This is a genomic window from Devosia sp. BK (assembly GCF_032907385.1).
GTDB lineage: Bacteria > Pseudomonadota > Alphaproteobacteria > Rhizobiales > Devosiaceae > Devosia.
Genome location: NZ_JAIMBX010000003.1, coordinates 1 through 24154, shown reverse-complemented (window position 1 = coordinate 24154; position 24154 = coordinate 1). Strand labels below are relative to the sequence as shown.

Below are 24154 nucleotides of genomic sequence, written 5' to 3'. Positions count from 1 at the left end.
ATCGGATTAAAGACGTGACCATTTCAGTTCTGCTCGAAACCGCGCTTGGCAGCTTCACCATTGCCGTCGATGACGCCAAGGCACCCGTTACGGCGGCAAATTTCCTGCGCTATGTCGATGACGGCCTGCTCAACGATGCCGAGGCCTATCGCATCGTCACCTATGAAAATCAGAACCCGCAATCGTTGCACAAGATCGAAGTCGTGCAATGGGGCTATCACACGACCGACGACCGGCCGGCGCCCTATCCACCGATTGCCCATGAAACCACTGAAATGGCTGGCCTTTCCCATAAGGATATGACCGTTTCGATGGCCCGCTTTGCTGTCGGTTCTGCCGCTTCGGAGTTCTTCATCTGCATCGGCGATCAGCCCGAACTCGATTTCGGCGGACGCCGCAATCCCGATGGCCAGGGCTTTGCCGCCTTTGGTCAGGTGGTGGATGGCCGCGAGACGGTGATGAAGATTTTTGCCGAGGCTGAAACGGGCGCTGGCAATGAATATAAGAAGCAGCCTGTGAAATTCACGCGCGTCCGCCGCGCCTGATTATTCCAGAGCGTCAATAGCTTGGCGCTGCTTCAGCATTTCGAGAAAAATCCGGTAGTCCCTGTCGAATTGCGACCGGGCTGCCGGATTGGGCGCCCGCGACGTGCCGCCCTGCTGCATGGCCAGACACGCCTGATCAAGGCTCGAATAGAGGCCAGCAGCATTGGCGGCGACCATAGCCATGCCGAGAAGCGTTGCGTCGGGCGTCGATGGTTCGACGACGGTGCAGCCGGTAGCGTCGGCGTAAAGCTCCATCAGCAATGGATTTTTGGTATGCCCGCCAGTGATATGGAGGGTGTCGATGGCATAGCCGCGGGTATTCAGCGTTTCGAGGATGTGGCGAACGCCGAGGGCGATGGAGACGCAGGTGCGCCAATAGAGGCGGCAGAGGCTGTCAAAATCACTGTCGAGGGTAAGGCCCGAGATGACGCCGCGAGCAAAGGGATCGCCGAGGGGCGAGCGGTTGCCGTGGAAATCTGGCAGCACGTGCAAGCGGTTAGCGAGGGCGAGGCCTTCGGTTTCGCGCAATTCCATGACGCGACGGCAAATGGCGAGGTGAGTTTCGCGGGTCGGTTCGTCCCCTGCCCCATGCCAGCGGATGATGTGATCGAGCAGCGCGCCAGTGGCCGATTGGCCGCCTTCGTTGAGCCAGACCCCGGGCAGGACGGCGCCGAAATATGGTCCCCAAACCCCTGTGGTCGGACGGTCCTCGGCCGATAAAGCCATGACGCAGCTCGATGTTCCGGCGATGAGGGCCAGATGGCGGTCGATGGTTTCGACGTCGGACGTGAAGGCGCCGAGGACGCCGAGAGCGCCGGCATGAGCGTCGATGAGGCCGGCACCGACGCGGCACTTTTGGGTGAGGCCGAGTTGGGCGCCGGCGGCTTCAGTCAGTGGGCCCAAGTCGTCGCCGACCGGGCTCGAAACGTCAGGAAGTGCAGCTTTTTCAATGAGATCGTCGAGGCCGACGAGCTGCAGAAAGTCTCGACGCCAGCTTGGCTTCTGGTGGCCGAGATAGGTCCATTTGCAGGTCAGGGTCGATTGCGAGCGCGCCAGCGAACCCGTGGCTTTCCAGGATAAAAAGTCAGCCAAATCAAACATATGGCCAGCGCGGGCCCAGCTTTTAGGGAGGTGGCGCTTGAGCCACATGAGCTTGGGCACTTCCATTTCCGGAGACATGACGCCGCCGGCATAATGGAGCACTTCATGGCCGGTTCGGGTGCATTCATCGGCTTCTTCGAGAGCGCGATGATCAAGCCAAACTATTGTATCCCAACGATCTTCTCCGTCTTTCGAGACGGTGACCGGCGCGCCGTTCGCATCGCGGACGACGAGGGAACAGGTGGCGTCAAAACCGATGCCGACGACTTCGGCGGGATCGGCCTTGGCTTGAGTGAGTGCAGACCGGACGGCGAGGCAGACGGCGGTCCAGATGTCTTCGCTGTCGTGCTCGGCAAAGTTGGCGTCGCTGCGCCGCATCAGGATCGGATTTTCGTGACGGCCCAAGAGTTTACCGTCGACTGTGAAAACTCCGGCACGGGCGCTGCCGGTGCCTACGTCCACTCCCACAAGGAGGTCTTGCCCCACGCTGCCCTCGCTTCTCCGTCCCGGGCGGAGCTTAGCGGAAGGCAGCGGGCGGGGCTAGAGGCGGTCGGCGAGATAGGCTTCGAGCGTCGCCTTAGCGCCGATTGACCACAATGAATTCAACGACTTGGTGAAGGCTGCGATGAAGCTTGGGGCCTTCGCGAGGTCGCCATAGATGTCGGCCATCTCAAGCCAGGCTTCGGGATTATCCTTGGCCCTCTTGGCCTGTGCGGTGAGGCGATCCCAGCTTGGATCGTTGGGTTCGATGACCGCGCCGCTGTCGGTCGTTCCATAGCAATAACGGCACCAAAGTGCGGAGACGAGGGCAAGGCCTGTTACCATTCCGTTAGCATTGACCCTATCCAAGGCGGTCGGAATGATAAACTTCGGTTGTCGATTGGAGCCATCGAGCGCGAGGCGGCGAATCGTGTCGCCGATCTTGGGATTGGCGAAGCGTTTTTCGCAGAGCGCGAAATAGTCGTTGAGATCGGTATCGGGCACCGGCGGCACGACCGGGATGATCTCTTCGGTCTCGACCTTTTTAAGGAACGCGGCGACCAGCGGATGCTCCATCGCCTCGTGGACGAAGTGGATGTCCATCAAGCCGGCCGGATAAGCGATGGTTGCGTGGCCGCCATTGAGGATGCGGATCTTCATGTGCTCATAGGGCGCGACATCGGGGACGAACTGAACGCCGACCTTTTCGAGCGCCGGGCGGCCGGCCGGGAAATTATCTTCGAGCACCCATTGCTTGAAATTTTCGCAGAAGACGGGCCAGGCGTCCTCGATCCCAAAATTGTCGGCAAGGAGCTTTTTCTCGCGGTCGGAGGTCGCGGGGGTGATGCGATCGACCATGCCATTAGGGAAGGCGACGGAAGATTTGACCCAGTTGGCGAGCGCGGGATCGATCAGGGCAGCGAGGCCTGCGACGGCGTTTTCAGTGACGTGGCCATTGCCGGGGATGTTGTCGCAGCTCATGACGGTGAACGGCTGCAGACCGGCGTTTTTCCGCGCGACGAGGCCGGCGAGGATCAGGCCGAAGGCAGTTTTGGGTGCGTCGAAATGGGCGGCGTCATAGGCGATGTCGGGATGGGTCGGATCGAATTTTTGCGATGCCGGATCGATATAGTAGCCGCCCTCGGTGATGGTCAGCGACACGATACGGATGGCGGGGTCGGCGAGTTTTGAGATGACGGCCGCGCTATCGCCGGGCTTGAGGTAATCCACCATGGCGCCGGTGACATGGGCGGAGCTGGAGTCAGCTTCCTGCTCGACGACGGTCGTTAGCCAATCCTGGCCCATGAGCTTTTGGCGCATGGCCTCGTCGGTGTCGCGGACGCCAGCGCCGATCAGCGCCCAATCGTGGCCCTCGCCGATATTGAAGAGCGCGTCGAGATAGACGGCCTGGTGGGCGCGATGGAAATTGCCGACGCCGAAATGGACGATGCCGGGGGTTAGGTCGGCGCGGGTGTAGCCGGGGACCGCGGCGGTGGTGAGGCTCGGCAGGGTGGCGGCGGCAAGTTTGGTCATTCTGGTCGTCCTATTCTTCACATCCGGCCCTGCCCCGGCGTCATTCCCGCGAAAGCGGGAATCTCTCTCCTGTTTGCAACAAGGGATTCCCGCTTTCGCGGGAATGACGCTGTTTGTGTGGCAGGCTTATAAGGCCTTGCCCGCAGCGTCGAATTTATAGATGCGGGTTGGGTCGGGTGTCAGATAGACTACGTCACCGTGGCTAAAAGTCTGGTCGCCGTCGGTGCGGATGGTCATCAGGCCTAGGCCGTCGGTTTGGACGTGAAGGAAGGTGTCGGAGCCGAGCTGTTCGGCAACGCCGACCGTGCCTTTCCAGGCGCCTTCTGTGGTCGAGAGTTTAAAATGTTCGGGGCGAACGCCGATGGAATGGGCACCGTGCTTGGCGGCTTCCGGGCCGTCCACAAAGTTCATTTTCGGTGAGCCGATGAAGCCAGCAACGAAGCGATTGGCGGGCTTCTTATAGAGGTCGAGCGGGGAGCCGAACTGTTCGACATTGCCGGCATTGAGCACCACAATCCGGTCGGCCATGGTCATGGCTTCAACCTGGTCGTGGGTCACGTAAATCATCGTGGTCTTGAGCTGCTGGTGCAGCTCGGTGATTTCGAGGCGCATGTTGACGCGGAGCGCTGCGTCTAGGTTCGACAAGGGTTCGTCGAAAAGGAAGGCCTTGGGCTCGCGGACGATGGCGCGGCCAATGGCGACGCGCTGGCGCTGACCGCCGGAGAGGGCCCGCGGGCGACGGTCGAGATAAGAGCCGAGGTTGAGGGTACGCGCGGCGTAGTCGACTTTCTTGTCGATCTCGGCCTGGGGCATTTTCGCCATCTTGAGCGGAAAGGCGATGTTATCGCGCACGCTCATATGCGGATAAAGCGCATAGGACTGGAACACCATGGCGAGGCCCCGGCGCGCGGGCGGCGCGTCGGTGACGTCCTGCCCGTCTAGGAGGATTTTGCCCGAGGTCGTGTCTTCAAGGCCGGCGATGAGGCGCAGCAAGGTCGACTTGCCGCAGCCCGACGGACCGACAAAGACGACGAATTCGCCATCCTCGATATCGAGCGAGATATCGGGAATGATCTCGACTTCGCCGAAGGACTTGTTGACGTGTTCGAGGGTGATGGAACCCATTTTTTTCAGTCCTTTACTTCACTGCGCCAAACGTCAGGCCACGCACCAGCTGTTTCTGGCTGAACCAGCCGACGAGCAGGATTGGGGCAATGGCGAGGAGCGAGGCGGCGGAGAGTTTGGCGAGGAAGAGGCCTTGCGGCGAGGAAAAGGAGGAGATGAAGGCGGTGAGCGTCCCTGCCCGGCCCGAGGTCAGCGTGATGGTCCAGAAGGCTTCGTTCCAGGCGAGGATGACGTTGAGCAGCAGCGTCGAGGCGATGCCGGGGACGGCCATGGGGACAAGGACGTGGGTGATCTCGTTCCAGAGTTCGGCGCCATCCATACGGGCGGCTTCGAGGATGTCGACCGGGATTTCCTTGAAGTAGGTGTAGAGCATCCAGATGATGATCGGCAGGTTGATCAGCGTCATGATCAGGGTGAGGCCATGGACCGTGTCGAGCAGCCTTAGATCGCGAAAAATCAGGTAGATCGGGATCAAGACGCCGACGGCGGGCATCATCTTGGTGGAGAGCATCCACATCAGGATGTCCTTGGTGCGCTTGGATGGCGCGAAAGCCATGGACCAGGCAGCGGGAATGCCGATGATGAGGCCCAGAATGGTCGAGCCGAAGGACACGAGGATCGAATTGATCGCGTGCTTGAAATAATCCGACCGCTCCTGCACCGCGCCGAAATTTTCGAGCGTGAAGTTCTGCGGGAAGAAGGTCGGCCGAGAGGCGATGGCTTCGGCTTCGGTCTTGAAGGCGGTAAGGAGCGTCCAGAGGATGGGCGAGAACAGCAGAAGCGCGATCACCCAGGCGAGGACGGTGAAGCCGATGCGGGTTTGAACGGAGACGCGGCGGGCCATTTTAGGTCCTTTCACCGGTAAGAGGCGCAGCCTCACCTCTCCCTTCGGGGGAGAGGTCGGCGCGAAGCGACGGGTGAGGGGGCCTTGCCCACGCACCAAGTTGAAGTAAGGCCCCCTCACCCGCCCCAAGCGGGGCGACCTCTCCCCCAGAGGGAGAGGTGAAGAAGGGACGGTGCTCGCCATTGTTACGCATCCAAATTCTTCCCCACTGCGCGCATCAGGAAGATGGCGACCACGTTGGCGATGATGACGGCGACGACACCGCCGGCGGAACCGGCGCCGATGTCATTGCTGAGAATACCGGTGCGGAAGACGAGGAAGGCGATGTTGGTCGAGGCATAGCCGGGGCCGCCGCCGGTGGTGACGCGGATTTCGGCGAAGATGCCCAGAAGGAAGATCGTCTGAATGAGGATGACAATGGTAATCGCCCGGGCCATATGCGGCAGGATGATGTAGCGGAAGCGATTGGCGGCGTTGGCGCCATCCATTTCAGAGGCCTCGCGCTGTTCTTCCGAGAGCGACTGCAGGGCGGTGAGGAGGATCAGCGTCGCAAAAGGCAGCCACTGCCAGGCGACGATGACGATGACCGAAAACAGCGGATACTGGTTGAACCAATCAACCGGCTGCAGGCCGAAGAATTTCCAGAGATGCCCGAGCATGCCGTAGCCCGGATGCATGAAGCCGTTTTTCCAGATCAGCGCAGCAACCGGCGGCATGACGAAGAAGGGGGAGATGACGATGATGCGTAAAATCCCCTGACCCCAGATCGGCTGATCGAGCAAGAGCGCGAGGAAGGTGCCGCCCACCACGGTGATGAACAGCACGCCGCCGACGAGGAGGAGCGTGTTGATCAGGGACTGAGTGAAGCTGGGGTCTCCGATGACATAGACGTAATTGGCCCAGCCGGCGAAGCCCGTCATCATCGGATTGATGAGGCTATAATTCTGGAACGAGAACCACAGGGTCATGACCAGTGGCACGATCATCCAGATGAAGAGCACGATAACGGCCGGCGCCATCATGGTGCGCGCCAGGGCGCGGGTTTGTTTGGTTGCCATTCTTTTGTGACTTTCTCCCGGCGCGCGCTTGTTCTGCGCTGCGTTCCTCACAGGCACCGTTCTGTCCTCGGACTTGATCCGAGGACCACTCGCAATATTCACCGAGTGGATGGAGGCCCTCGGATCAAGTCCGAGGGAAACCCGGTGGGTGTGAGCGGATCTTTGAAAATCCGCTTGGCCAAAAGAGGGGATCGATCGGCCAGGCGGCAGTCGGGAAGATTCTACTTGATGTAACCAGCGCGGGTCATGTCGCGGGTGGTCGCTTCCTGAGCCTGGGCCAGGGCGTCGTCGGCGCTCATCTGGCCGGCGAGAGCGGCGGAGAAGAGCTGGCCCACATTGGTGCCGATGCCTGCAAATTCCGGAATCGCGACGAACTGGACGCCGGTATAGGGCACAGGCTTGACCGTCGGGTTGGTCGGATCGGCCGAATTGATCGAGGCCAGGGTCATTGCGGCGAATGGCGCAGCGGCCTGATAGTCGGCATTTTCATAGAGCGAGGTGCGCGTGCCCGGAGGCACGTTGGCCCAGCCGTCCTTTTCAGCGACGAGCGCGAGATAGTCCTTGTCGGTCGCCCAATTGATGAATTTCTCGGCCGCTTCGGCATTTTGCGAGGAGGCCGGAATGGCGAGGGACCAGGCCCAGAGCCAGTTGCCACGCTTGCCGAGGCCATTGTCCGGCGCCTGGGCAAAACCGACCTGATCGGCAACGGTCGAGTCGGTCGGGTTGGTGACGAAGGATGCGGCGACAGTGGCGTCGATCCACATGCCGCACTTGCCCTGCTGGAAGAGCGTCAGGTTTTCATTGAAACCGTTGGATGAAGCACCGGCGGGACCCGCATCGGCCATCAGCGAGAGATAGGTATCGAGCGTATTCTTCCACTCGGGCTGATCGAACTGGGGCTTCCAGTTTTCGTCGAACCAGCGGGCGCCGAAGGAATTGGACATGGCGGTGAGGAAAGCCATGTTCTCGCCCCAGCCGGCCTTGCCGCGAAGGCAGATGCCGTTGATGTCATTGGCGCGATCGGTCATGGCGCGGGCGGCCTCGCCGATGAATTCCCAGGTCGGGGCTTCCGGCATTTCAAGGCCGGCTTTTTCCATCAGGTCCTTGCGATACATGATGAAGGAGCTCTCGCCGTAGAACGGGGCGGCATAGAGCTTGCCATCGAGCGAGAGGCCACCGCGGATGGCGGGGAGGAGATCGTCGACGTCATATTCGGCATCGGCGGATAGCCCATCGAGTGGCTTCAGCCAGCCCTGCTTGGCCCAGATCGGGGCTTCATAGGTGCCGATGGTCATGATGTCGTATTGGCCGCCATTGGTGGCGATGTCGGTCGTGACGTTCTGGCGGAGCGTATTTTCTTCGAGCACGACCCAATTGAGTTCGATGCCGGTTTCTTCGGTGAAGGCGCTCGAAAGACCCTGCATGCGGATCATGTCGCCATTGTTCACCGTCGCGATCGTCAGGGTCTGCGCCGAAGCCGAGCCAGCCAGGGCAAGCAGAAGTGCGCCCGCGAAAAGGGGTGTGAGTTTCATTGATATCCTCCCAAGGACGGAGCGAGTTTTTGCTCTCATCTTGAGCAAATGTTCACCAGCTGAGCGAAAGTGTCAAGCGGGGTATTTTTGCTCTTTGGGATTTTCACTTACTGAAGGAGAAGTGCGGCCGTCGTTTCGTCCGTAATAACGCCATTGGCGAGGCCGCTTTTGAGGGCGGCGCGGATGGAGGCGGCTTTGCTGCGGCCCATGGCGAGGGCGATGACGGGGCCGTTGGGGATGGGCGCGGAGGCGACGCGATCATTGGTGAGGCCGGCGATCAATTCGCCCGCGGCATCAAAGGTCCAGCCGCAGATTTCCCCGACGGCGCCGGCCTTTAAAAGTTCGGCATGTTCGGCTTCGGTGATGAAACCATCGAGGAGCAGCGGCGCGTCGGGGCCGAGATGGCCGACGCCGACAAAGGTGATCTGGGCCTGTGCGGCAAGGGTCAGCGTCGCTTCGATCATCGCCTGGGTGTGGAGGAGTTGCCGCTCCTTGGCCGAGGACGCGATGACCGGCAGGGGCATGGGGAAGGATCGGGCTTTCACCGTATCGGCAACGTTGAAAATCACGTTGTAGAAGGCGGCGGAGCCATCGGGGGCGATATTGCCGGTGAGCGAGACGACCTTATGGTGCTGGCAATCCATGGGCTGGAGCTGCTCGATGGCGGCTTTGAGCGTGCGGCCAGTGCCGATGGCCATGACGATGGGGTCGGTGCTCTTGAGATAGCGCTCGATCTCGGCGGCGCCCGCTTCGGCGACTCCGATCGTGGTCGACCCCGAGGCCGGATCGGACGGCACGACTTCGCATTGGACGAGGCCGAACCGATCGGTGAGGCGCTGGGCGAGGTCGAGGCAGCGGCCAATGGGATGGTCGAGCCGGACTTTTATGAGGCCCTCGCTGATCGAGAGCGAGACCAGGCGCTGCGCCGTCTGGCGCGAAATGCCCATCTTGGCCGCGATCTCTTCCTGGGTATTGCCCGCGACATAGTAAAGCCAGCCGGCGCGGGCAGCGTCGTCGAGCCGGGTCGCAGAATTGTCCTGTCGCGCTGCCATGGTCCTCACCTGTCGCTGGGGATTATTCCCAAGCCGGGCTCGGGTGCAAGCCCTACCAGCGGTGTCCCGAGGGACTGGGGCGCTTGAAATGATCGGTGAGGGCGAGGAGCACGACCATGTGGAGCCGCTCCTTGGTCGATGGATCTTTCAAACATTTGACGCGCGAGGACACGGTGAAATGGAGCCCGTCGCGGAGGCCCGTCGCCGTATAGGAGAGGAGCTGGGCGGCAGCATCGTAGCTGGCCGTCACAACCTTGAACTCCATCGTCGCCATGGCACCCGTTCCGCAAATCGCCTTTGCCATCATGGACATGAGACGGCTCAGGCATCAAGGGGTGCGATCGAGGCCGTCGACCCACACTTTCGCGATATTAGGGCGAGTGGCCCCATAGATCAGTTTTTGGAAGATGGCATTGGGGTCGGTTTCGCCAAAGAGGCGGATGGCGCCGGTATGGGCAGTGGTGTCGATAGCGAGGGCATCGAAGCGGTAGCCGGGGGCGATGAGGCCGATGGGAAGATCGAGCGCGATGCCACCGCCAGCTGTGGCGAGATGGAAGGCAGTGATGAGATCGACGGCAGAGTTGGGGCGGCCGCGCTCGTTTGCCGGAAGCGAGGGATCGGTGCCTTCGGCCAGCATGCGGGAGGATTGGACCGTCACGCGCACCGCTTCGAACATCGAAGCGGAGGGTCCGCCGGAAATATCGGTGCCAAGACCGACATGGACGCCCTTTTCGAGCGCGTGCCGAAGCGGGAAGACGGAATTGGCGAAGTAGATGTTGGAGAGGGCGCAATGGGCCACCGCGGCGCCGCGATTGGCGAGGCGGTCCATATCCTCGTCGGTGAGGAAATTGGAATGGGCCAAAACGCTTTTGCGCGTCAGAAGGCCAAAGGCGTCGAGGGCAGCCGCGTCGGTTTTGCCGTAGCGCTCGAGCACATGGCCATGGGCCCAGTCGCTTTCCGAGCAATGAGTTTGGACGTGGCAGCCGCATTCTTCCGCCAGTGCACCAAGGCCCTCCAGGGCTTCATCGGTACACGAGGGAATGAAGCGCGGCGTGATCACCGGGAGCACGCGCCCTGCCCCGTTATCGGGGTGATTGCTGATATGCTCGATGACGGCGCGGGTTTCGGCCACCGCGGTTTCAGCGCTCTCGTCGCGATAATTTTCGGGACAGGCGGCGGGATCATCCATCACCACCTTGCCGACAAGGGCGCGCTGGCCTTTTTCGATGCAGATATCGGCGAGGAGCTTTGTCGCGGCTTCGTGCTGGGTCGCGAAGTAGAGGGCCGTCGTCGTGCCGGTGGCGAGGAGATCGCTGACGAGGACCGCATAGCGCTCGCGGGCGAAGTCGAGATCGGCATATCTGGCTTCGAGCGGGAACGTATATTTCTGCAGCCAGACTTCGAGCGGCTCATCGAGCGCGAGGCCAAGCTGGGGATATTGCGGCGCGTGGATATGTAGATCGACGAGACCAGGGAGGCCATAATGGCCATCGGGCAGACGATAGAGCCGATCGCCAAGCTCGGCCTCGACGAGGGTCCGCATGGAATCCCCGGCCGGGTGAATATCGGTGATGGTGCCCGCGTCATCGACGCGGATCAGCACATTCTCCAGCACCTCAAGCTTTTCGCGCGTCGGCGCATGGAAGAAGGTCCCGATAATACCTGTGCCGCTGATATCCATGTTCACCAGACTATTTTGTGTGTCTCGCCCGTTTGTACATTCACAAAGCCCTCGGGGCAAAGCGCGGATGGGGCGACGAGCACCCAGCGCCAGGGCGAGCAGGTGAGCGTGGCAAAGATCAGGAATTCAGGAAAGCCCGGTTTCCAGCGGTTCATGGCGGCGGGGGCATAGACCCAGTCGACCTCGTCCGCGCGAGCAAGAAAGGCTTTCATATCGGCATCGAACGCTTCGGCGGGGCGCGCGGTCATGAGGCCGGCGATTTCGAGGCGCAGTTCGGCAACGACCTCGCCGCGATGGACGAGGACATAGCCGCCATCGATTTCGGCGAGGCGATTAACAGCCTTCGCCATGGCTTCGTCCGAAGAGCCGATGCACCAGATATTATGGCTATCGTGGGCGACCGAGCAGCACAGGGCGGTTTCGGGATCAGCAGGGCCGACGTCGGTCCAGAACATGGACGCCACCGCGCCATCGCCACGGTAGCGATCAGTCATCGACCATTTTGTGATGAGTTTTGCCGGATCGCGCTGCACTTCGCCGTTCTCTACCGGGAGGGTCTCGACGGCAAAATCCTCGTTCCAGGCGAAGGGGCGGGAGATCGCCGCCTGCATGGTGGTGCGGCCGGGTTCGGCCTGGATAGCGAAGTCGGCGGCGGTCAGCGTACGGCCGATATTGACGGAGCCCGAAGCCCAATCGGGCCAGTCGATGCGGGTTTTTGGGCCGGTATAGGTCTTGCCCTCGGACACTAGCCGTCCATCGGAATAGACGTGGGCGATGTCGATCGAGGGGACGTCGCGCAAAAGCACTATGTCGGCATAGCGTCCCGGCGTGATCGAGCCGACCCATTGATCGATGCGCATATGCCGCGCCGGATTGATGGTGGCGCATTGGATGGCGATTTCGGGTGCCAAGCCATAGTGGATCGCGTGGCGGACGTTATGGTCGGTGGCGCCATCGCGCAGCGTATCGCTGGCGCTGCGATCGTCGGTCGTGAAGGCGATATTGGACCAGTCCTTGAGGCACTTTTCGATGAGGCCGGGAATTATGGCGTCATAAGAAAAGGGGCGGAGTTCGGTGAAAAGGCCACGCAGCAGCCGGTCCCAAGTTTCTTCGAGCGCCCAGACTTCGTGATCCGACGAGAGGCCGGCAGCGGCGAAGGCGGAAATGTCGTGGAGATCGGTGAGGCCATTGCCGTGGCCTTCGACGACGCCGCGCATTTCGAACGTCGCGCGGATCATGCCCCACATGCGCGCGTAGCCCGGATTGGTGGGATCCCAGACCGAGGGCCAATCCATGACTTCGTCGAGGCTGGTGACCGAGAGGTTTTCCGAGAGGAATTCTTTCTGCTCATCATAGCCGAAATAGCCGCCCGACTGCTCCCATGGCGTTGGCGGCACGGCTGAACCAGGCTGAATGAACACTTTTAAAGGCGAGCCGGCGCGTCGGGCCTTTTCCCAGAATTCGATATTTTTCGGCCCATTGACGTTGGCGAATTCGTGGCTCGCTTCACAGGTCCAGGTATTGCCGCGCGGCAGGACGAGCTCGGCCTCGAAATCGGGCGTGATGTGGGTGGATTCGATGTGCTTATGGACTTCGCCGAAGCCGGGTACGGCAGAGAAGCTGGGATAGGAAACCCGTTTGGCCACCTCGCCGCGATAGGAGCCCACCGGGCCGACATAGGCGACGCGGCGGCCGGCGATGATGATCTCCTGATTGTCCATCCATTCATTGGCATGGACGGCGAGGAGGCGACCGACTTCCACGGCGAGATCGGCCGGCTTTTTGCCCAAAGATACCAGCAGGAGATGCTGGCGGATGGCGACCTCATCGGTCGCGGAGAGGATGAGGTCGTCGGGGAGGGTCATATCTTGGTCAGGATCCGCATCTGGCGGGCGCGCTGGGCGCGATAGCTGAAAAGGATCAGGGCAAGGACCGTGACCACGAAGGGAATGGTCTGGATCATTTCGCCGGGGATCCAATTGAAGAGATTGGGCATGACAACGGCAAGCGCTTCGAAAATGCCGAAGAGGAGCGCGGCAAGCATGGCCCCGACCGGGTGGCGGGCGCCGAGGAGCACCGCGCCGAGCGCGATGAAGCCGCGGCCGGCGGTCATGTCACGGGTAAAGCCAATATAGTTGAACATGGCCAATTGCGCGCCGCCGATGCCGGCAAGAGCGCCCGAGGCAACAAGGCTCCAAGCCCGCACCTTGGTGACGTTGATCCCCGCCGCTTCTGGGGCCGCCGGATATTCGCCGACGCCGCGCAGCCAAAGGCCATAGGGCGTACGGTAAAGGAAATACCAGACCGCAAAGACCATGAAGAGCGCGAGCCAGGAAAGGATCGAATGGCCCGACAGGAGGCTGCGGAGGGTCGGCCCGATGACGGGGACCGCGTCCAGGAAGGAGAGATTGACCGCGGGGACGGCCTTGGACTGGAGATTGATCGACGTGCCCTTGTCGCCGCCGGTGGCCTGGGAGAGCGCGAAGACGGTGCCGCCCGTCGCCAGAATATTGACGGCGAAGCCGACGAGGATGATGTCGGCCTTCAAGCGCAGATGGAAGAAAGCCATGAGCGCGCCGAGCATGCCGCCGGCGCAGATGCCGGACAGCACGGCGACATACCAGGGCGCATAGACCGAGACGATGACGGCGGTGAGCGCCGAGATCAGCATCATGCCTTCAAGCGCGACATTGAGGGCGCCAGAAAGATCGGAAATGAGCCCGCCAAGGGTCGCGAACAGCAGTGGCGTCGTGGTGCGGATGACCGTGACGAAGAAGGTCGCGGAAAAGACCGTCATCAGGAGTTCGATCATTTCGCGGCCTCCGCTGCGGAGGCTGGTGTCGTCTTATGGCCGAAGAGATTGGCAAAGAATTTTTTGCCCGGCAGCGAGAAGGACGAGGCAACGAGAAGGATGATGATGGCCTGAACGACCGAGATCATTTCGGTGGGCACATCGGTGCGGATGCCCATGAGCTGGGCGCCCTGACGGAGGTAGCCATAAGCCAGCGCCACGAAGGGCACGGCAAGCGGCCGCGAGCGCGCGACGATGGCAATGAGAATGCCTTCGAAAGCGAGATTGCCGTCAAAATTCTGCGCCAGATTGCCGAAGGCGCGGCCCTGGACGAAGACGGAGCCCAAGAGGCCGCCAAAGGCACCGGCGACGGTCATGGCCGAGACCATGATGAAGCTCGAACGGATGCCGGCATATTCGGCAAATTTCGGATTGTGCCCGACGAGGCGCAGTTTGAGCCCCCAATTGGTGCGGTAGAGCAGGAACCAGACGACGAAAGTGGCCACCAGCGCCACCAGAAGCCCGAGATCGAAGCGCGTGCCGGGGAGAATGGCGGGATAGATCGCGGTATCGGGGAATTTCGCCGTCGCCAACTGGCCCGTACCCTGCGGCGCGAGGTGGGCGCGGATCAGGTAATTGACGATAAGAATGGCGATGTAATTGAGCATGAGCGACGAGACGATCTCGCTCGCACCGAACCGCGCCTTGGCATAGCCGGGGATGAAGCCATAGACGGCGCCCGCGCACATGGCGGCGAGCATGGCGACGGGAATGGCCATCGGCGTGGCGCCGATGGGCGACATGGCGATGAGCGCGGCAAAGAGCCCGCCCATATAGACCTGGCCCTGCACGCCCATGGAGAATTGCCGGGCCTGAAAGACGACGCTGAAGGCAAGGCCGGTCAGCGTCAGTTTGGCGACGTCGTCGATCCAGAGCCCCATGGTGCGGTTGGACGAAAGCGGCGCTGTAAGCAGCGTCTGGAAGGCGGCGCCGGGATCGGCCGAGGTAAGAAGGATGACGACGAGGGCAACGATCAGCGCAATGACGACGGCGGTGAGGGCGCGACCGGTTTCGCGGCCAATCATGGCCCAGCGGGAAGGAGAGTTCTGGCTCATTGGAGGGCTGCCCGCATGGTTTCGGGATCCTGGCTCGACAGGCCGAGCATATAGGTGCCCAGCGTTTCGGCGGTGAGGTCATCGGAATTGACGAAGGCCGCGACGATCTTGCCGCGATAAAAGACGACGAGGCGATCGGACAGCGCGAGGAGTTCGGAGAGATCGGCAGAGCTCAAAAGCACCGCGGCGCCGCCATCGCGCGCTTCAGTGAGGGACTTCCAGATGAACTGGGTGGCGCCAAGATCGACGCCGCGGGTCGGCTGATTGACCAGCAGGAGTTTTGGTTGCTCGGAGAGTTCGCGGGCGACGACGACCTTTTGCATATTGCCGCCCGAAAGCGTGCCGACGGGATAACCGGGACCGCCGGCGCGGATGGAATAGCGCTCGATCAGTTTTAAGGCCTGGGCCTTGATGGCTTTCAAATCGAGGAGGCCATTGCGGACATAGCGCTTGTCGGCCAGGCGGGTGGCGACGAGGTTTTCGGCGATGGTGGCGCCGGTCGCAAGGCCCCGCGCGATACGGTCTTCGGGAATGCTGGCAAGGCCCCGCTCGCGCCGTTCGAGGGTCGAGAGCGGGTTGAGCTTGTCGCCATTGAGATAGACGACGCCATCGGCGATTGCGCGGAGGCCGGCAATGGCTTCGAGGAGTTCCGCCTGACCATTGCCCTCGACGCCGACAAGGCCGAGGATTTCGCCCTGATGCACTTTTAGGTTGAGGTCTTCGGCGATCGGGGCGCCGCTTTCGGCGGTGAGCTTGAGCGCCTTGACCTCGCAGGCGAGATCGCCGCGGCCCTTGGCGCGATCGACACGTAGGGCAATTTCGCGGCCAACCATCATGGTGGCAAGGCTCTGCTCGGTGACTTCCTTGGCGTTCACCGAGCCGACCGTCTTACCGGCGCGCATGACGGTGATGCGATCGGAAATGGCGAGGACTTCGGGCAGTTTGTGGGCGATGAAGATGACCGTGCGGCCCTGCGCGACGAGGGCGCGGACGGCGACGAACAGCTCTTCGACTTCCTGGGGTGCAAGAACGGCGGTTGGTTCGTCGAGAATGAGGATGCGCGCGTTCCGATAAAGCGCCTTGAGGATTTCCACTCGCTGCTGCTGGCCGACAGGGAGTTGGCCAACGGGCGGCAGAGGATCGACCGCGAGGCGGAATTTTTCGGAAAGCGCGCGCACCTCTTCGATCGCTTTTTGGCGGTCGAATTTGATGCCATTGCGCGGCTCGGAGCCGAGCACGACGTTTTCATAGACCGAGAAGGACGGCACCAGCGAGAAATGCTGGAACACCATGCCGATACCATTGTCGATGGCATCGCGCGGATTGGCAAAGGAGACGGGCTTGCCATCGAGGCGCAGTTCGCCGCGATCGGGCTGTTCGATGCCGAAAAGGATCTTCATCAGCGTGGATTTGCCGGCCCCGTTCTCGCCGACGACGGCATGGACTTCGCCTGCCGCGATAGTAAGATTGACGCCGTCGTTAGCGACGGTGCCGCCGGGATAAGTCTTGCCGATGGAAATGGCTTCGAGCAGCGGCGCCATGGCGTCTCCTCGCTGGAATAGAAAAAGCCCCGCCTGAGGGACAGGCGGGGCCGGAACGCTTACTTCATGGCGCTGTCGACGGTGATTTCGCCGGAGATGATCTTGGCCTCCTCGGCGTCGACTTCGGCGCGGACATCGGCGGGGACGAGCTTTTCATAGTAGCTGTTCTTGGCGATGCCGACGGCGCCATCGGCAAGGCCGAGGATCAGGTTGGTGCCATAGGGCGCAGTGCCATCGAGCGTCTGCTGCAGGGCGGTAAAGAGGGAATCGCCAACTTTCTTTTCGACCGAGGTGAAGATCACATCGGCCTGGGCCGGATCCGTCGGAGCAAAGATTTCGGCCTGGTCGCTATCGACGCCGACGGCAAGCTTGCCTTCGTCGCGGGCGGCCTGGAGCGCGCCGATGCCGGTGCCGCCGGCAATCGGGAAGACCACGTCAACGCCTTGGGCGAACTGGGCGAGCGCCAGTTCCTTGCCCTTGGCCGGATCGGTGAAGGAACCAGCGACAGCGCGGGTCACCTGTACATCCGGATTGGCGGCCTTGGCGCCCTGCTCGAAGCCGAGTGCGAATTCGAGGATGGTCGCGCCTTCGACACCGAGGATTTCGCCGAGCTTGCCGGTGGTCGAAATCTTGGCGGCGGCATAACCGGCCAAGTAGGCGGCGGTCGACACGCGATAATTGATGGCGAGCATATTGCCGAGATTTCCGGCGGTGAAATCAGGCGCGTCGTCGAAAACGATGAACTTGGTTTCCGGATAGTCCGGCGCGAGCTCGGCCATGAAGCCGGTCATTTCCCAGGTACCGGCGATGACGACGTCATAGCCCTGGTCGGTGGCATCGGCGAGGGCTGGCTGCCAGCGGCCACGATCATTGCCGGCTTCGATGACAGTGACATCGACCGGGAGCTCCGCTTCGGCCCGATCCAGACCCGCCGCGGCGGAATCAAAGAAGCTCTTGTCGCCGAGATTGCCATGGACGACGAGGGCAACCTTGAGCGGGTTTTCCTTGGTATATTCCTGGGCGAAAACTGCGCCAGCCGAGACCGAGGTCATGAGACCGGCGGCAAGGAGGCCGGCAAAGGCGCGGCGGGTAAAGGTTGGGGTGGACATTGACGAAGCTCCCTTAAGGCTTGGGTCAGGCGGTGGCGCGGTAGGCAACGGACGCGCGGTAGAGCGCCACGAGGCGATCGACCTTTGCTTCCTCGATCAAGGTCACCATCGGCGTGCCGAGGCGGCCTGAAGGATCGACCACGGTCATGCCGCGCGCGATGCCCGGCGCAAGCGCCACATCGACGGAAGCACGAATGGTCTTGGTCACAAGCTCCGGCTCGATAACAGCGGCAATGGCCAGCGGATCGACGAAGCGGAAATGATCGGGCCCGCCATAGCCGACAGTGGTCTTGCGCGCATGGTCGACAAGCGCGGCGGAAAAAGTCTTTTCCGGGCTGTCCGGAATTTCGGCAAGGAGCGCTTCGACTTCATCACCGGTCATGAAATGGGTGACGCAGGGCTCCCAAGGCGCGACGAGCGTTTCGACATCTGCACCAAAGACGATCGCGGCGGCTTCGGGATCGGCATAGATATTGAATTCGGCAGCCGGCGTGGTGTTGCCACGGCCATAGACGGTAGCGCCCATGATGGTGAGCTGGCCGATGCCGGGAACGATATCGGGCGCCAAGCGAAGGGCGAGCGCCATATTGGTCAGCGGGCCGATCATCAGGATATCGACCTTTTCGCCGGCCTTGGCGGCGGCGCGGAAGGTTTCAACGAGATAGCCGACGCCATCGGTGCTGGCGACTTCCGGAATCTTTGCGGGGCGCGGGGCGCCGCCGAGACCGTCTTCGCCGTGGATATATTTCGCGTCGATCACCGGCTGGGTCAGCGGACGATCGGCACCCTTATGGACCGGCACCGAGCCTTTGCCCGCAACTTCGAGCACGGTGAGAATATTGCGCGTTGCCGCATCGAGACCGACATTGCCGAAGACGGTGGTGATCGCGTCCGGCGTCTTGCCATTGGCGATCAGCATCATCAGGGCCTGCGCGTCGTCGACGCCGCCATCGGTATCGAGAATGAGTTTTCTTGCCATTATGCCACTTTCCGAGCCGCTGCGACGCGGTCCCAGAAATCCCTATAGGTGTTTGAGTACTCGGCCCTGATCTCGGACAAGGGCCGACGCAGGAGCTGCCGATCTTGCACCAGCTGCTCGCCGGCGACAAAGACATGGCGCACATCCCGTCCGCTTCCGGAATAGACCAGCAGCGTCTCGATGTCAGGTGTCTCGGAATAGCCTGCACCAGAAATATCGATCGCGATGATATCGGCGGCCTTGCCGACTTCGAGCGAGCCGATCTCATGGTCGAGCCCCAGCGCCTTGGCGCCCTCGATGGTGGCCATGCGCACGAGCTCAGCACTGGAGATTGGCTGCGCCGTCCTTTCGCGATGCGAGGCGACGAGCCCCGCGATCCGCATCTCGTTGATCATGTCATAGCCATTGTTGGCCGCGACATTGTCGGTGCCGAGAGCAACAGTGACGCCCGCTGCCTTGAGATCGACCACCGGGCAAATGCCCTCGCGGCCGGAACGAAGCCCGGCCGTCGCATTGTGGGAAATTGAAGCGTGCGGCGCGCGGGCGAAAACCGCGATGTCCTCGGGGCTCAGATCAAGGCAATGCGCTGCGTGGATGCGGCCATTGAAAAAGCCGAGCTTTTCGAGCGCAACCGCCGCCGTCGTGCCATAGCGCCGCTCGGTCTCTTCATTGTCTTCGGGGCCACACGCCATATGGAGATGCAAGCCGACGCCGAATTCATTGGCGACGGCGACTTCGGCAAGGAGCAGATCTTCCGTATTATCGACATAGGGCGCATGCGGGCCGAACCAGGGAATGACCCGACCGTCGGACGAACGCTGCTGGCGGAGAAAGTCCGTCGCCTTGGCAAGTTCTTCCTCGCCACGCTCCTTGTCGCCCAATTGCACAATGCCATAGGCGATGACAGCGCGGAGCCCGGCATCCTTGACGGCGGCGGCGATTTCCTCGGCGAAGAAATATTGATCGCAAAACGTCGTCGTACCGCTCAGCGCCATCTCGGCGCAGGAGAGCGCAACGGCCGGACCGATATCGGACGAGACCAGCGACAGCTCCGGCTCCCGGATGGAATTGTACCAGCCCTCCATGGTGAGAAGACTTTGCCCCTCCGACCGGCCGCGAAACAGCACCATGGCCGAATGAGTATGCGCATTGATGAGACCGGGCATGACCAAATGCCCCGAGAGATCCTGGACCACGTCGAAATCATCGGGGTTCGGGCACAAATTCGCAGATCCGACACCGCTGATCCGACCATCGAGAAATGCCACCCACCCACCGGCATAAACGGTATTGACCTCATCCACAGTCAGGACGGTCGCATTGCGGAGGAGTGTAGAACCCATTTGACCTATCGTTGGTAAAGCGCTTTACATAGCCGATCTAACGATGGTTTCGAGGGGATTGTCAAATGCTATCGCACCCAATTTGCACAAGCCTGCGCCGCACAGGACTTGTGCACAATTTCTCGGCAAAAACCCGATGAGCGTCAATCCTTTTGCCGCTGACTCGGCTGTCCCCGCGCGGCTTGGCAAGATCGGCGAAACCGAAAAGGCGGCGATTGCCGATGCCATCCTTGCGGCAATCGCGCCTGCAAAATCGCAGCCGCAGGACAATATAGGCGGGGTCATTCCGGCTTCAGTGGTCAGCGAACTCGTTGGCCGCTTTGGACTGCAGTCCGAGCGCGATCTCATGTGCCTGCTGCTCGATCTGGCAGCGCGAGAAATTGCTAAGCCGCTGATTTCCGACTTTCACGTCGGCGCTGTGGGCCTCGAAACCGAGACGGGCAATCTCATCCTCGGCGGCAATGTCGAATTCCCGACGACGCATCTCGGCTATACGCTCCATGGCGAGGGTTTTGTTTTCACCCGCGCCATGAGCCGAGGCACCAATATCGCCGTGATCGCCATTGGCGAAGCCCATCCCTGCGCCCATTGCCGGCAATGCCTCGCTGAATATGCCGCTAGCGATCGGCTAGAGCTGATCGATCCGTTGGGCCACACGCTCAAACTCAGCGACCTTTATCCCTGGCCGTTCGACCCGGCCTATCTCGGCGAGCGCGGCGCCGTGCCCGGACGCGAACTCTGGCCCAATCTGCGCTTCGAGGAAGATAGCGTCTCCCCCGCCGCCAAGACTTTGCTCGCGGCAGGACGGCGCAGCCATTCGCCCTATAGCAAATGCCCCGGCGCCCTGACGCTGCACCTACGCGATGGCGCCGCGGTCACCGGCACCGCCATTGAAAGCGTCGCCTTCAACCCGACCATCCATCCGGTGCAATCGGCGCAGATCGATCTTCTGGCCCATGGCTATGGCTATACCGACATTTTGGGCGCCAGCCTCGGGACCGTCCGCGGCGGCGCTGTCGACTATACCGCAAGCACCCGCGAAGTGCTGTCACGGATCGCACCCGACGCGCCTGTCATGGTCATGGGATGGGCGGTGTGACTCGGATGCCGTCTCAAAGCGCGGAGGCACCATGCCAACCCTGAGCGACGTCGCGGCCGAAGCCGGCGTCTCCCCGACGGCCGTCTCGCGCTATCTCAACAATCGCATCGATCTGCCGCAGGCGACGCGGGACCGGATCGATGCAGCGATCGCCAAGCTCGACTATCGCCCCAACCTCCTGGCGCGGCGGCTCTCGACCGGGAAATCCGAAGCGATTGCGCTCGTCACCCCCGATATAGCCAACCCATTCTTTGCCGAGCTTGCGGCGGCGGTCGAGCGCCAGGCGCATGCGAGTGGCTATTCGGTCTATATCACCTCGACCCAAGGCCACACGGACGCGGAAGTGAAGGCCATCAGGCGCATGGCCGATAGCCATGTCGATGGCCTCATCATGATGACCAACCGCGTCGACGACGGCACGCTGGCCGCGCTCTTGGCCGGACGCACCAATGTCGTCGTGCTCGACGAAGATATCGAAGGCGTCAACCTGCCCCGCGTTTTCGTCGATAATGCCGAGGGAGCATATCTGGCGACACGGCACCTCATCGAGCATGGGCATCGCGATATCGCGCTGATCGGCGGGCCGCATCGGCTGATGAGCGTCAACGAACGCCTCGCCGGCTATAACCGCGCCATGGACGAAGCCGGTTTTTCGATCCGTCCCGGCTGGGTCCTTCTCGGCGATTATAGCCGCGACTATGGCGCGGCGGCCGCATCGGTTTTGCTCGAAGCGCCCTCGCGGCCGACAGCCATTCTCGCCTGTTCCGACTATATCGCCATCGGCGTCATCCAGACCGTGCGAGCCCTCGGGTTCTCTATCCCCAACGACATCAGCCTCGTCGGCTTCGACGACATGGCTTTCGCCGCACTCGTCGATCCGCCGCTGACGACCATTCGCCAACCGGTCGGCGCCATGGGCGAACTGGCAGTCAAACATTTGCTTGCGCTGCTCGAAGGGACGCCGCCGCCTGACGAAACGCGGCTGCCGGTCGAGCTCGTCATCCGTAATTCCGTCGCGCCGCCGGCGCAGCACGCCGACCCAACCTGAATTTTTCACGCGGGCGGCAAACCACTGCCCCGCGCCAACATGAGGCCATGCCATGAGCAAACGCATTCTGATCGCTGGGGAATCCTGGACGGTGCATTCCATCCACCAGAAGGGGTTCGATAGCTTTACGACCACCGAATATGCCGAGGGCGTCCGCTGGCTCAAGGCAGCGCTCGAAGCCGGTGGCTGGGACGTGACCTATCAGCCCGCCCATGTCGCGGCGCGAGACTTTCCGTTCACGGTCGAAGACCTTGCCACCTATGACTGCGTGCTCCTCTCTGATATCGGGGCCAGTACGCTGCTCCTCCATCCCGATACGTTTGCGCGCTCCAAAGTTCTGCCAAACCGGCTCGCAGCGGTGCGCGATTATGTGGCGCAGGGCGGCGGTCTCGTCATGGTCGGCGGCTACCTGACCTTCCAGGGGATCGACGCGAAGGCACAATATGCGGGCTCGCCTATCGAAGAAGCGCTGCCAGTGACCATCGAGCGCGGCGATGATCGCGTAGAGGCGCCGCAAGGCGTCGTGCCGAAGGTCGAGAATGGGGGACATGCTATCGTGGCGGAGCTCGAGGCCGAGTGGCCGGCTTTGCTGGGTTACAACCGCTTTGCGGCTAAGACAGGTGGCGATGTCGTCGCAAGTGTCGGCAATGATCCGCTGATCGTCGCAGGAGACTTCGGCAAGGGCCGAAGCGTTGCCTTCGCGTCGGATTGCGGCCCGCATTGGGCCCCGCCGCCTTTCGTCGAATGGGCCGGCTATAATCGTCTTTGGACCCAGCTTTGCGATTGGGCAGCGGGCAAATGAGCATCACCGTCAAGCAACCAGAGGATCCATGGCAGCGGACGACCACGGCTGGCGGCTTTGCAGCCGATGAGGTGATTTCAGCGCTGCAAAAATCGATCCGGCGCGCACTCGTTGATAATGCACTGCTGCTCGCCTGGGAGATGTTTCGCACGAGCCCGGAGATGGAAGAAAAGCTCTGGTCGCGGCTCTGTGTCATTGCGGTGGAAGATATTGGCCTCGGCAGGCCCGAGGCACCGGTTCTGGTCGAGACGCTCTATCAGCAACACAAGCGCTATGATCGGCCAACGGGTGATCGCTTCCTCTTTGCCGCCCATGCCGTGCGGGTTCTGGCCGGGTCCGAAAAGGATCGAACCAGCGACGATATGGTCAATTGGGCCATTCGCGGCACGCAATTGGGTGAACTTTCGCCAGAGATCATCGACGTCGCCAAAGATATGCACACTTTAGCCGGCCAGGAACGCGGGCGGGACTATCGCTTTTTCATGGAAGAGGCGAGCAAAGTGACGCCCGAGATCTCAGGCAAAGACCAAAAATATCGCGATTGGATCATGGTCGCATTGGATAGCGGCAAGCTGGTTTAGGGCGTTTGGGGATTTACGTCAGGACGAGGCGAAAAAGGTGGTTTTCGAGAACCGGAGCGGAGCGTACGTTCGGGTACGTGAGCAACGGAAGCGCAGAAAATCGCCGTTTGCAGTCCGGCATCACGGAATCCCCACACGCCCTAGGCCGAAAGCAGCGGCGCGAGGCTCTTGAGGAAGGCGCGGCACTCTTTGAGCGTCGCGCTCGCCTCGTCGGAAATGTCTTCGCGAAGGCTCTCGCCCTGCGCGTTCAGCGTGTCGAGGAGGGCAAGCCGTCGCTCGTGCAGCGTCCTGCCGATTTCGAGGTCCGCAGCGGTCTCGAGTGCCCGGCGCATTTCCTGAACGCGGAGCAGCAGCGAAAAGCTGGCATAGAGGCGCCGCGCGATAGTCGGATCGCGGCGCCAGTTTTCACCAGCAAAGATGGCCGAGGCTCGCTGACCGGCACCGAGGCAGTCAAATGCCTCACACCCCTCATAGCCAAGCTCTTCCCGACGCGCGTGAATGGTGCAGCGAAAGGCGGCATCTAGGTTATGGCAGGGTTGGCCGGCGGCCTTATCGTGAGCAAATTGAGAGCCACGAGAGAAAGCGAGCGCAGTGCAGCATAGAGCAAAGCACTTGTCGCATTGGGCTGAAAAATCAGCGTTCATCGCTGTGCTTCCGGTTTCATCGCATTAGAAACAGCAAAGCCCCGGTTCTTTCGAACCGGGGCTTTTGTTATGATTATCGTAGAGAGGGATGTGTTTTTAGCAGACCTTGCAGTGACCTACTCTCCCAAGTCTTGAGACTTAGTACCATTGG

Annotated in this window: 22 protein-coding genes; 5 read left to right on the top strand and 17 right to left on the bottom strand. The window is 61.6% G+C overall.

Annotated elements, in window-relative coordinates; all coding sequences use genetic code 11:
* Window positions 1-14 precede the first annotated feature (14 nt).
* A complete protein-coding gene (locus tag DevBK_RS15745) occupies window positions 15-545 on the top strand; it encodes a peptidylprolyl isomerase (RefSeq protein ID WP_317186140.1) in 531 nt (176 codons plus the stop codon).
* Here the strand turns inward: DevBK_RS15745 and DevBK_RS15740 are convergent, their stop codons facing one another.
* The 16 genes from DevBK_RS15740 to DevBK_RS15665 form a co-directional block, all read right to left on the bottom strand.
* Window positions 546-2132 (bottom strand): FGGY-family carbohydrate kinase, encoded by a 1587-nt coding sequence (locus tag DevBK_RS15740; protein ID WP_410494086.1) that lies wholly within the window; start codon window positions 2130-2132, stop codon window positions 546-548.
* A gap of 54 nt (window positions 2133-2186) precedes the next feature.
* Window positions 2187-3659 (bottom strand): mannitol dehydrogenase family protein, encoded by a 1473-nt coding sequence (locus DevBK_RS15735; RefSeq protein WP_317186138.1) that lies wholly within the window; start codon window positions 3657-3659, stop codon window positions 2187-2189.
* 126 nt (window positions 3660-3785) lie between these two features.
* Window positions 3786-4784, bottom strand: a complete 999-nt coding sequence (locus DevBK_RS15730; RefSeq protein ID WP_317186137.1) for an ABC transporter ATP-binding protein — start codon at window positions 4782-4784, stop codon at window positions 3786-3788.
* A 13-nt stretch (window positions 4785-4797) separates the two neighbouring features.
* Entirely contained in the window at window positions 4798-5628 is an 831-nt protein-coding gene (locus DevBK_RS15725) for a carbohydrate ABC transporter permease (protein WP_061909716.1), read from the bottom strand.
* A 185-nt stretch (window positions 5629-5813) separates the two neighbouring features.
* Window positions 5814-6686 carry a sugar ABC transporter permease gene (locus DevBK_RS15720; protein ID WP_317186136.1) on the bottom strand — a complete coding sequence of 291 codons (873 nt, stop codon included), beginning with the start codon at window positions 6684-6686 and terminating at the stop codon, window positions 5814-5816.
* A gap of 221 nt (window positions 6687-6907) precedes the next feature.
* Window positions 6908-8218: a sugar ABC transporter substrate-binding protein gene (locus DevBK_RS15715; RefSeq protein WP_317186135.1), complete on the bottom strand. Its 1311-nt coding sequence runs from the start codon at window positions 8216-8218 to the stop codon at window positions 6908-6910.
* Between the two features lie 107 nt (window positions 8219-8325).
* A complete protein-coding gene (locus DevBK_RS15710; RefSeq protein ID WP_317186134.1) occupies window positions 8326-9270 on the bottom strand; it encodes a sugar-binding transcriptional regulator in 945 nt (314 codons plus the stop codon).
* A gap of 52 nt (window positions 9271-9322) precedes the next feature.
* Window positions 9323-9583 carry a hypothetical protein gene (locus DevBK_RS15705; protein WP_062629109.1) on the bottom strand — a complete coding sequence of 87 codons (261 nt, stop codon included), beginning with the start codon at window positions 9581-9583 and terminating at the stop codon, window positions 9323-9325.
* Window positions 9584-9598: 15 nt separating this feature from the next.
* On the bottom strand, window positions 9599-10951 hold the full coding sequence (gene guaD / locus DevBK_RS15700) for a guanine deaminase (protein ID WP_317186547.1): 1353 nt from the start codon (window positions 10949-10951) through the stop codon (window positions 9599-9601).
* Between the two features lie 2 nt (window positions 10952-10953).
* Window positions 10954-12816, bottom strand: a complete 1863-nt coding sequence (locus tag DevBK_RS15695; protein WP_317186133.1) for an adenine deaminase — start codon at window positions 12814-12816, stop codon at window positions 10954-10956.
* On the bottom strand, window positions 12813-13763 hold the full coding sequence (locus tag DevBK_RS15690) for an ABC transporter permease (RefSeq protein WP_317186132.1): 951 nt from the start codon (window positions 13761-13763) through the stop codon (window positions 12813-12815). Before DevBK_RS15690 ends, DevBK_RS15695 begins: the two co-directional genes overlap by 4 nt.
* Window positions 13760-14857, bottom strand: a complete 1098-nt coding sequence (locus DevBK_RS15685) for an ABC transporter permease (protein WP_317186131.1) — start codon at window positions 14855-14857, stop codon at window positions 13760-13762. Before DevBK_RS15685 ends, DevBK_RS15690 begins: the two co-directional genes overlap by 4 nt.
* The gene (locus DevBK_RS15680) at window positions 14854-16398 is read right to left on the bottom strand and encodes an ABC transporter ATP-binding protein (RefSeq protein ID WP_317186130.1); all 1545 of its coding nucleotides are present in this window, start codon (window positions 16396-16398) and stop codon (window positions 14854-14856) included. The genes DevBK_RS15685 and DevBK_RS15680 overlap by 4 nt, the downstream gene beginning before the upstream one ends.
* A gap of 59 nt (window positions 16399-16457) precedes the next feature.
* Window positions 16458-17507 carry a BMP family protein gene (locus DevBK_RS15675; protein ID WP_317186129.1) on the bottom strand — a complete coding sequence of 350 codons (1050 nt, stop codon included), beginning with the start codon at window positions 17505-17507 and terminating at the stop codon, window positions 16458-16460.
* A gap of 25 nt (window positions 17508-17532) precedes the next feature.
* The gene (locus DevBK_RS15670; protein ID WP_061909732.1) at window positions 17533-18486 is read right to left on the bottom strand and encodes a nucleoside hydrolase; all 954 of its coding nucleotides are present in this window, start codon (window positions 18484-18486) and stop codon (window positions 17533-17535) included.
* Complete coding sequence (locus DevBK_RS15665) at window positions 18486-19829, bottom strand: amidohydrolase (RefSeq protein ID WP_317186128.1); 1344 nt, start codon at window positions 19827-19829, stop codon at window positions 18486-18488. Before DevBK_RS15665 ends, DevBK_RS15670 begins: the two co-directional genes overlap by 1 nt.
* 136 nt (window positions 19830-19965) lie before the next feature.
* Between DevBK_RS15665 and DevBK_RS15660 the strand changes: the two genes are divergently transcribed.
* Genes DevBK_RS15660 through DevBK_RS15645 form a run of 4 tightly spaced genes read left to right on the top strand, consistent with a single transcriptional unit; the run spans window position 19966 to window position 23359 of the window.
* Window positions 19966-20928, top strand: a complete 963-nt coding sequence (locus DevBK_RS15660) for a hypothetical protein (protein WP_317186127.1) — start codon at window positions 19966-19968, stop codon at window positions 20926-20928.
* A gap of 31 nt (window positions 20929-20959) precedes the next feature.
* Entirely contained in the window at window positions 20960-21976 is a 1017-nt protein-coding gene (locus DevBK_RS15655; protein ID WP_317186126.1) for a LacI family DNA-binding transcriptional regulator, read from the top strand.
* Between the two features lie 52 nt (window positions 21977-22028).
* Window positions 22029-22778 (top strand): glutamine amidotransferase, encoded by a 750-nt coding sequence (locus DevBK_RS15650; protein ID WP_317186125.1) that lies wholly within the window; start codon window positions 22029-22031, stop codon window positions 22776-22778.
* Window positions 22775-23359 carry an AAA family ATPase gene (locus DevBK_RS15645; protein ID WP_317186124.1) on the top strand — a complete coding sequence of 195 codons (585 nt, stop codon included), beginning with the start codon at window positions 22775-22777 and terminating at the stop codon, window positions 23357-23359. The genes DevBK_RS15650 and DevBK_RS15645 overlap by 4 nt, the downstream gene beginning before the upstream one ends.
* A 140-nt stretch (window positions 23360-23499) precedes the next feature.
* Here the strand turns inward: DevBK_RS15645 and DevBK_RS15640 are convergent, their stop codons facing one another.
* Complete coding sequence (locus DevBK_RS15640; protein ID WP_317186123.1) at window positions 23500-24003, bottom strand: hypothetical protein; 504 nt, start codon at window positions 24001-24003, stop codon at window positions 23500-23502.
* Window positions 24004-24154: the final 151 nt, after the last annotated feature.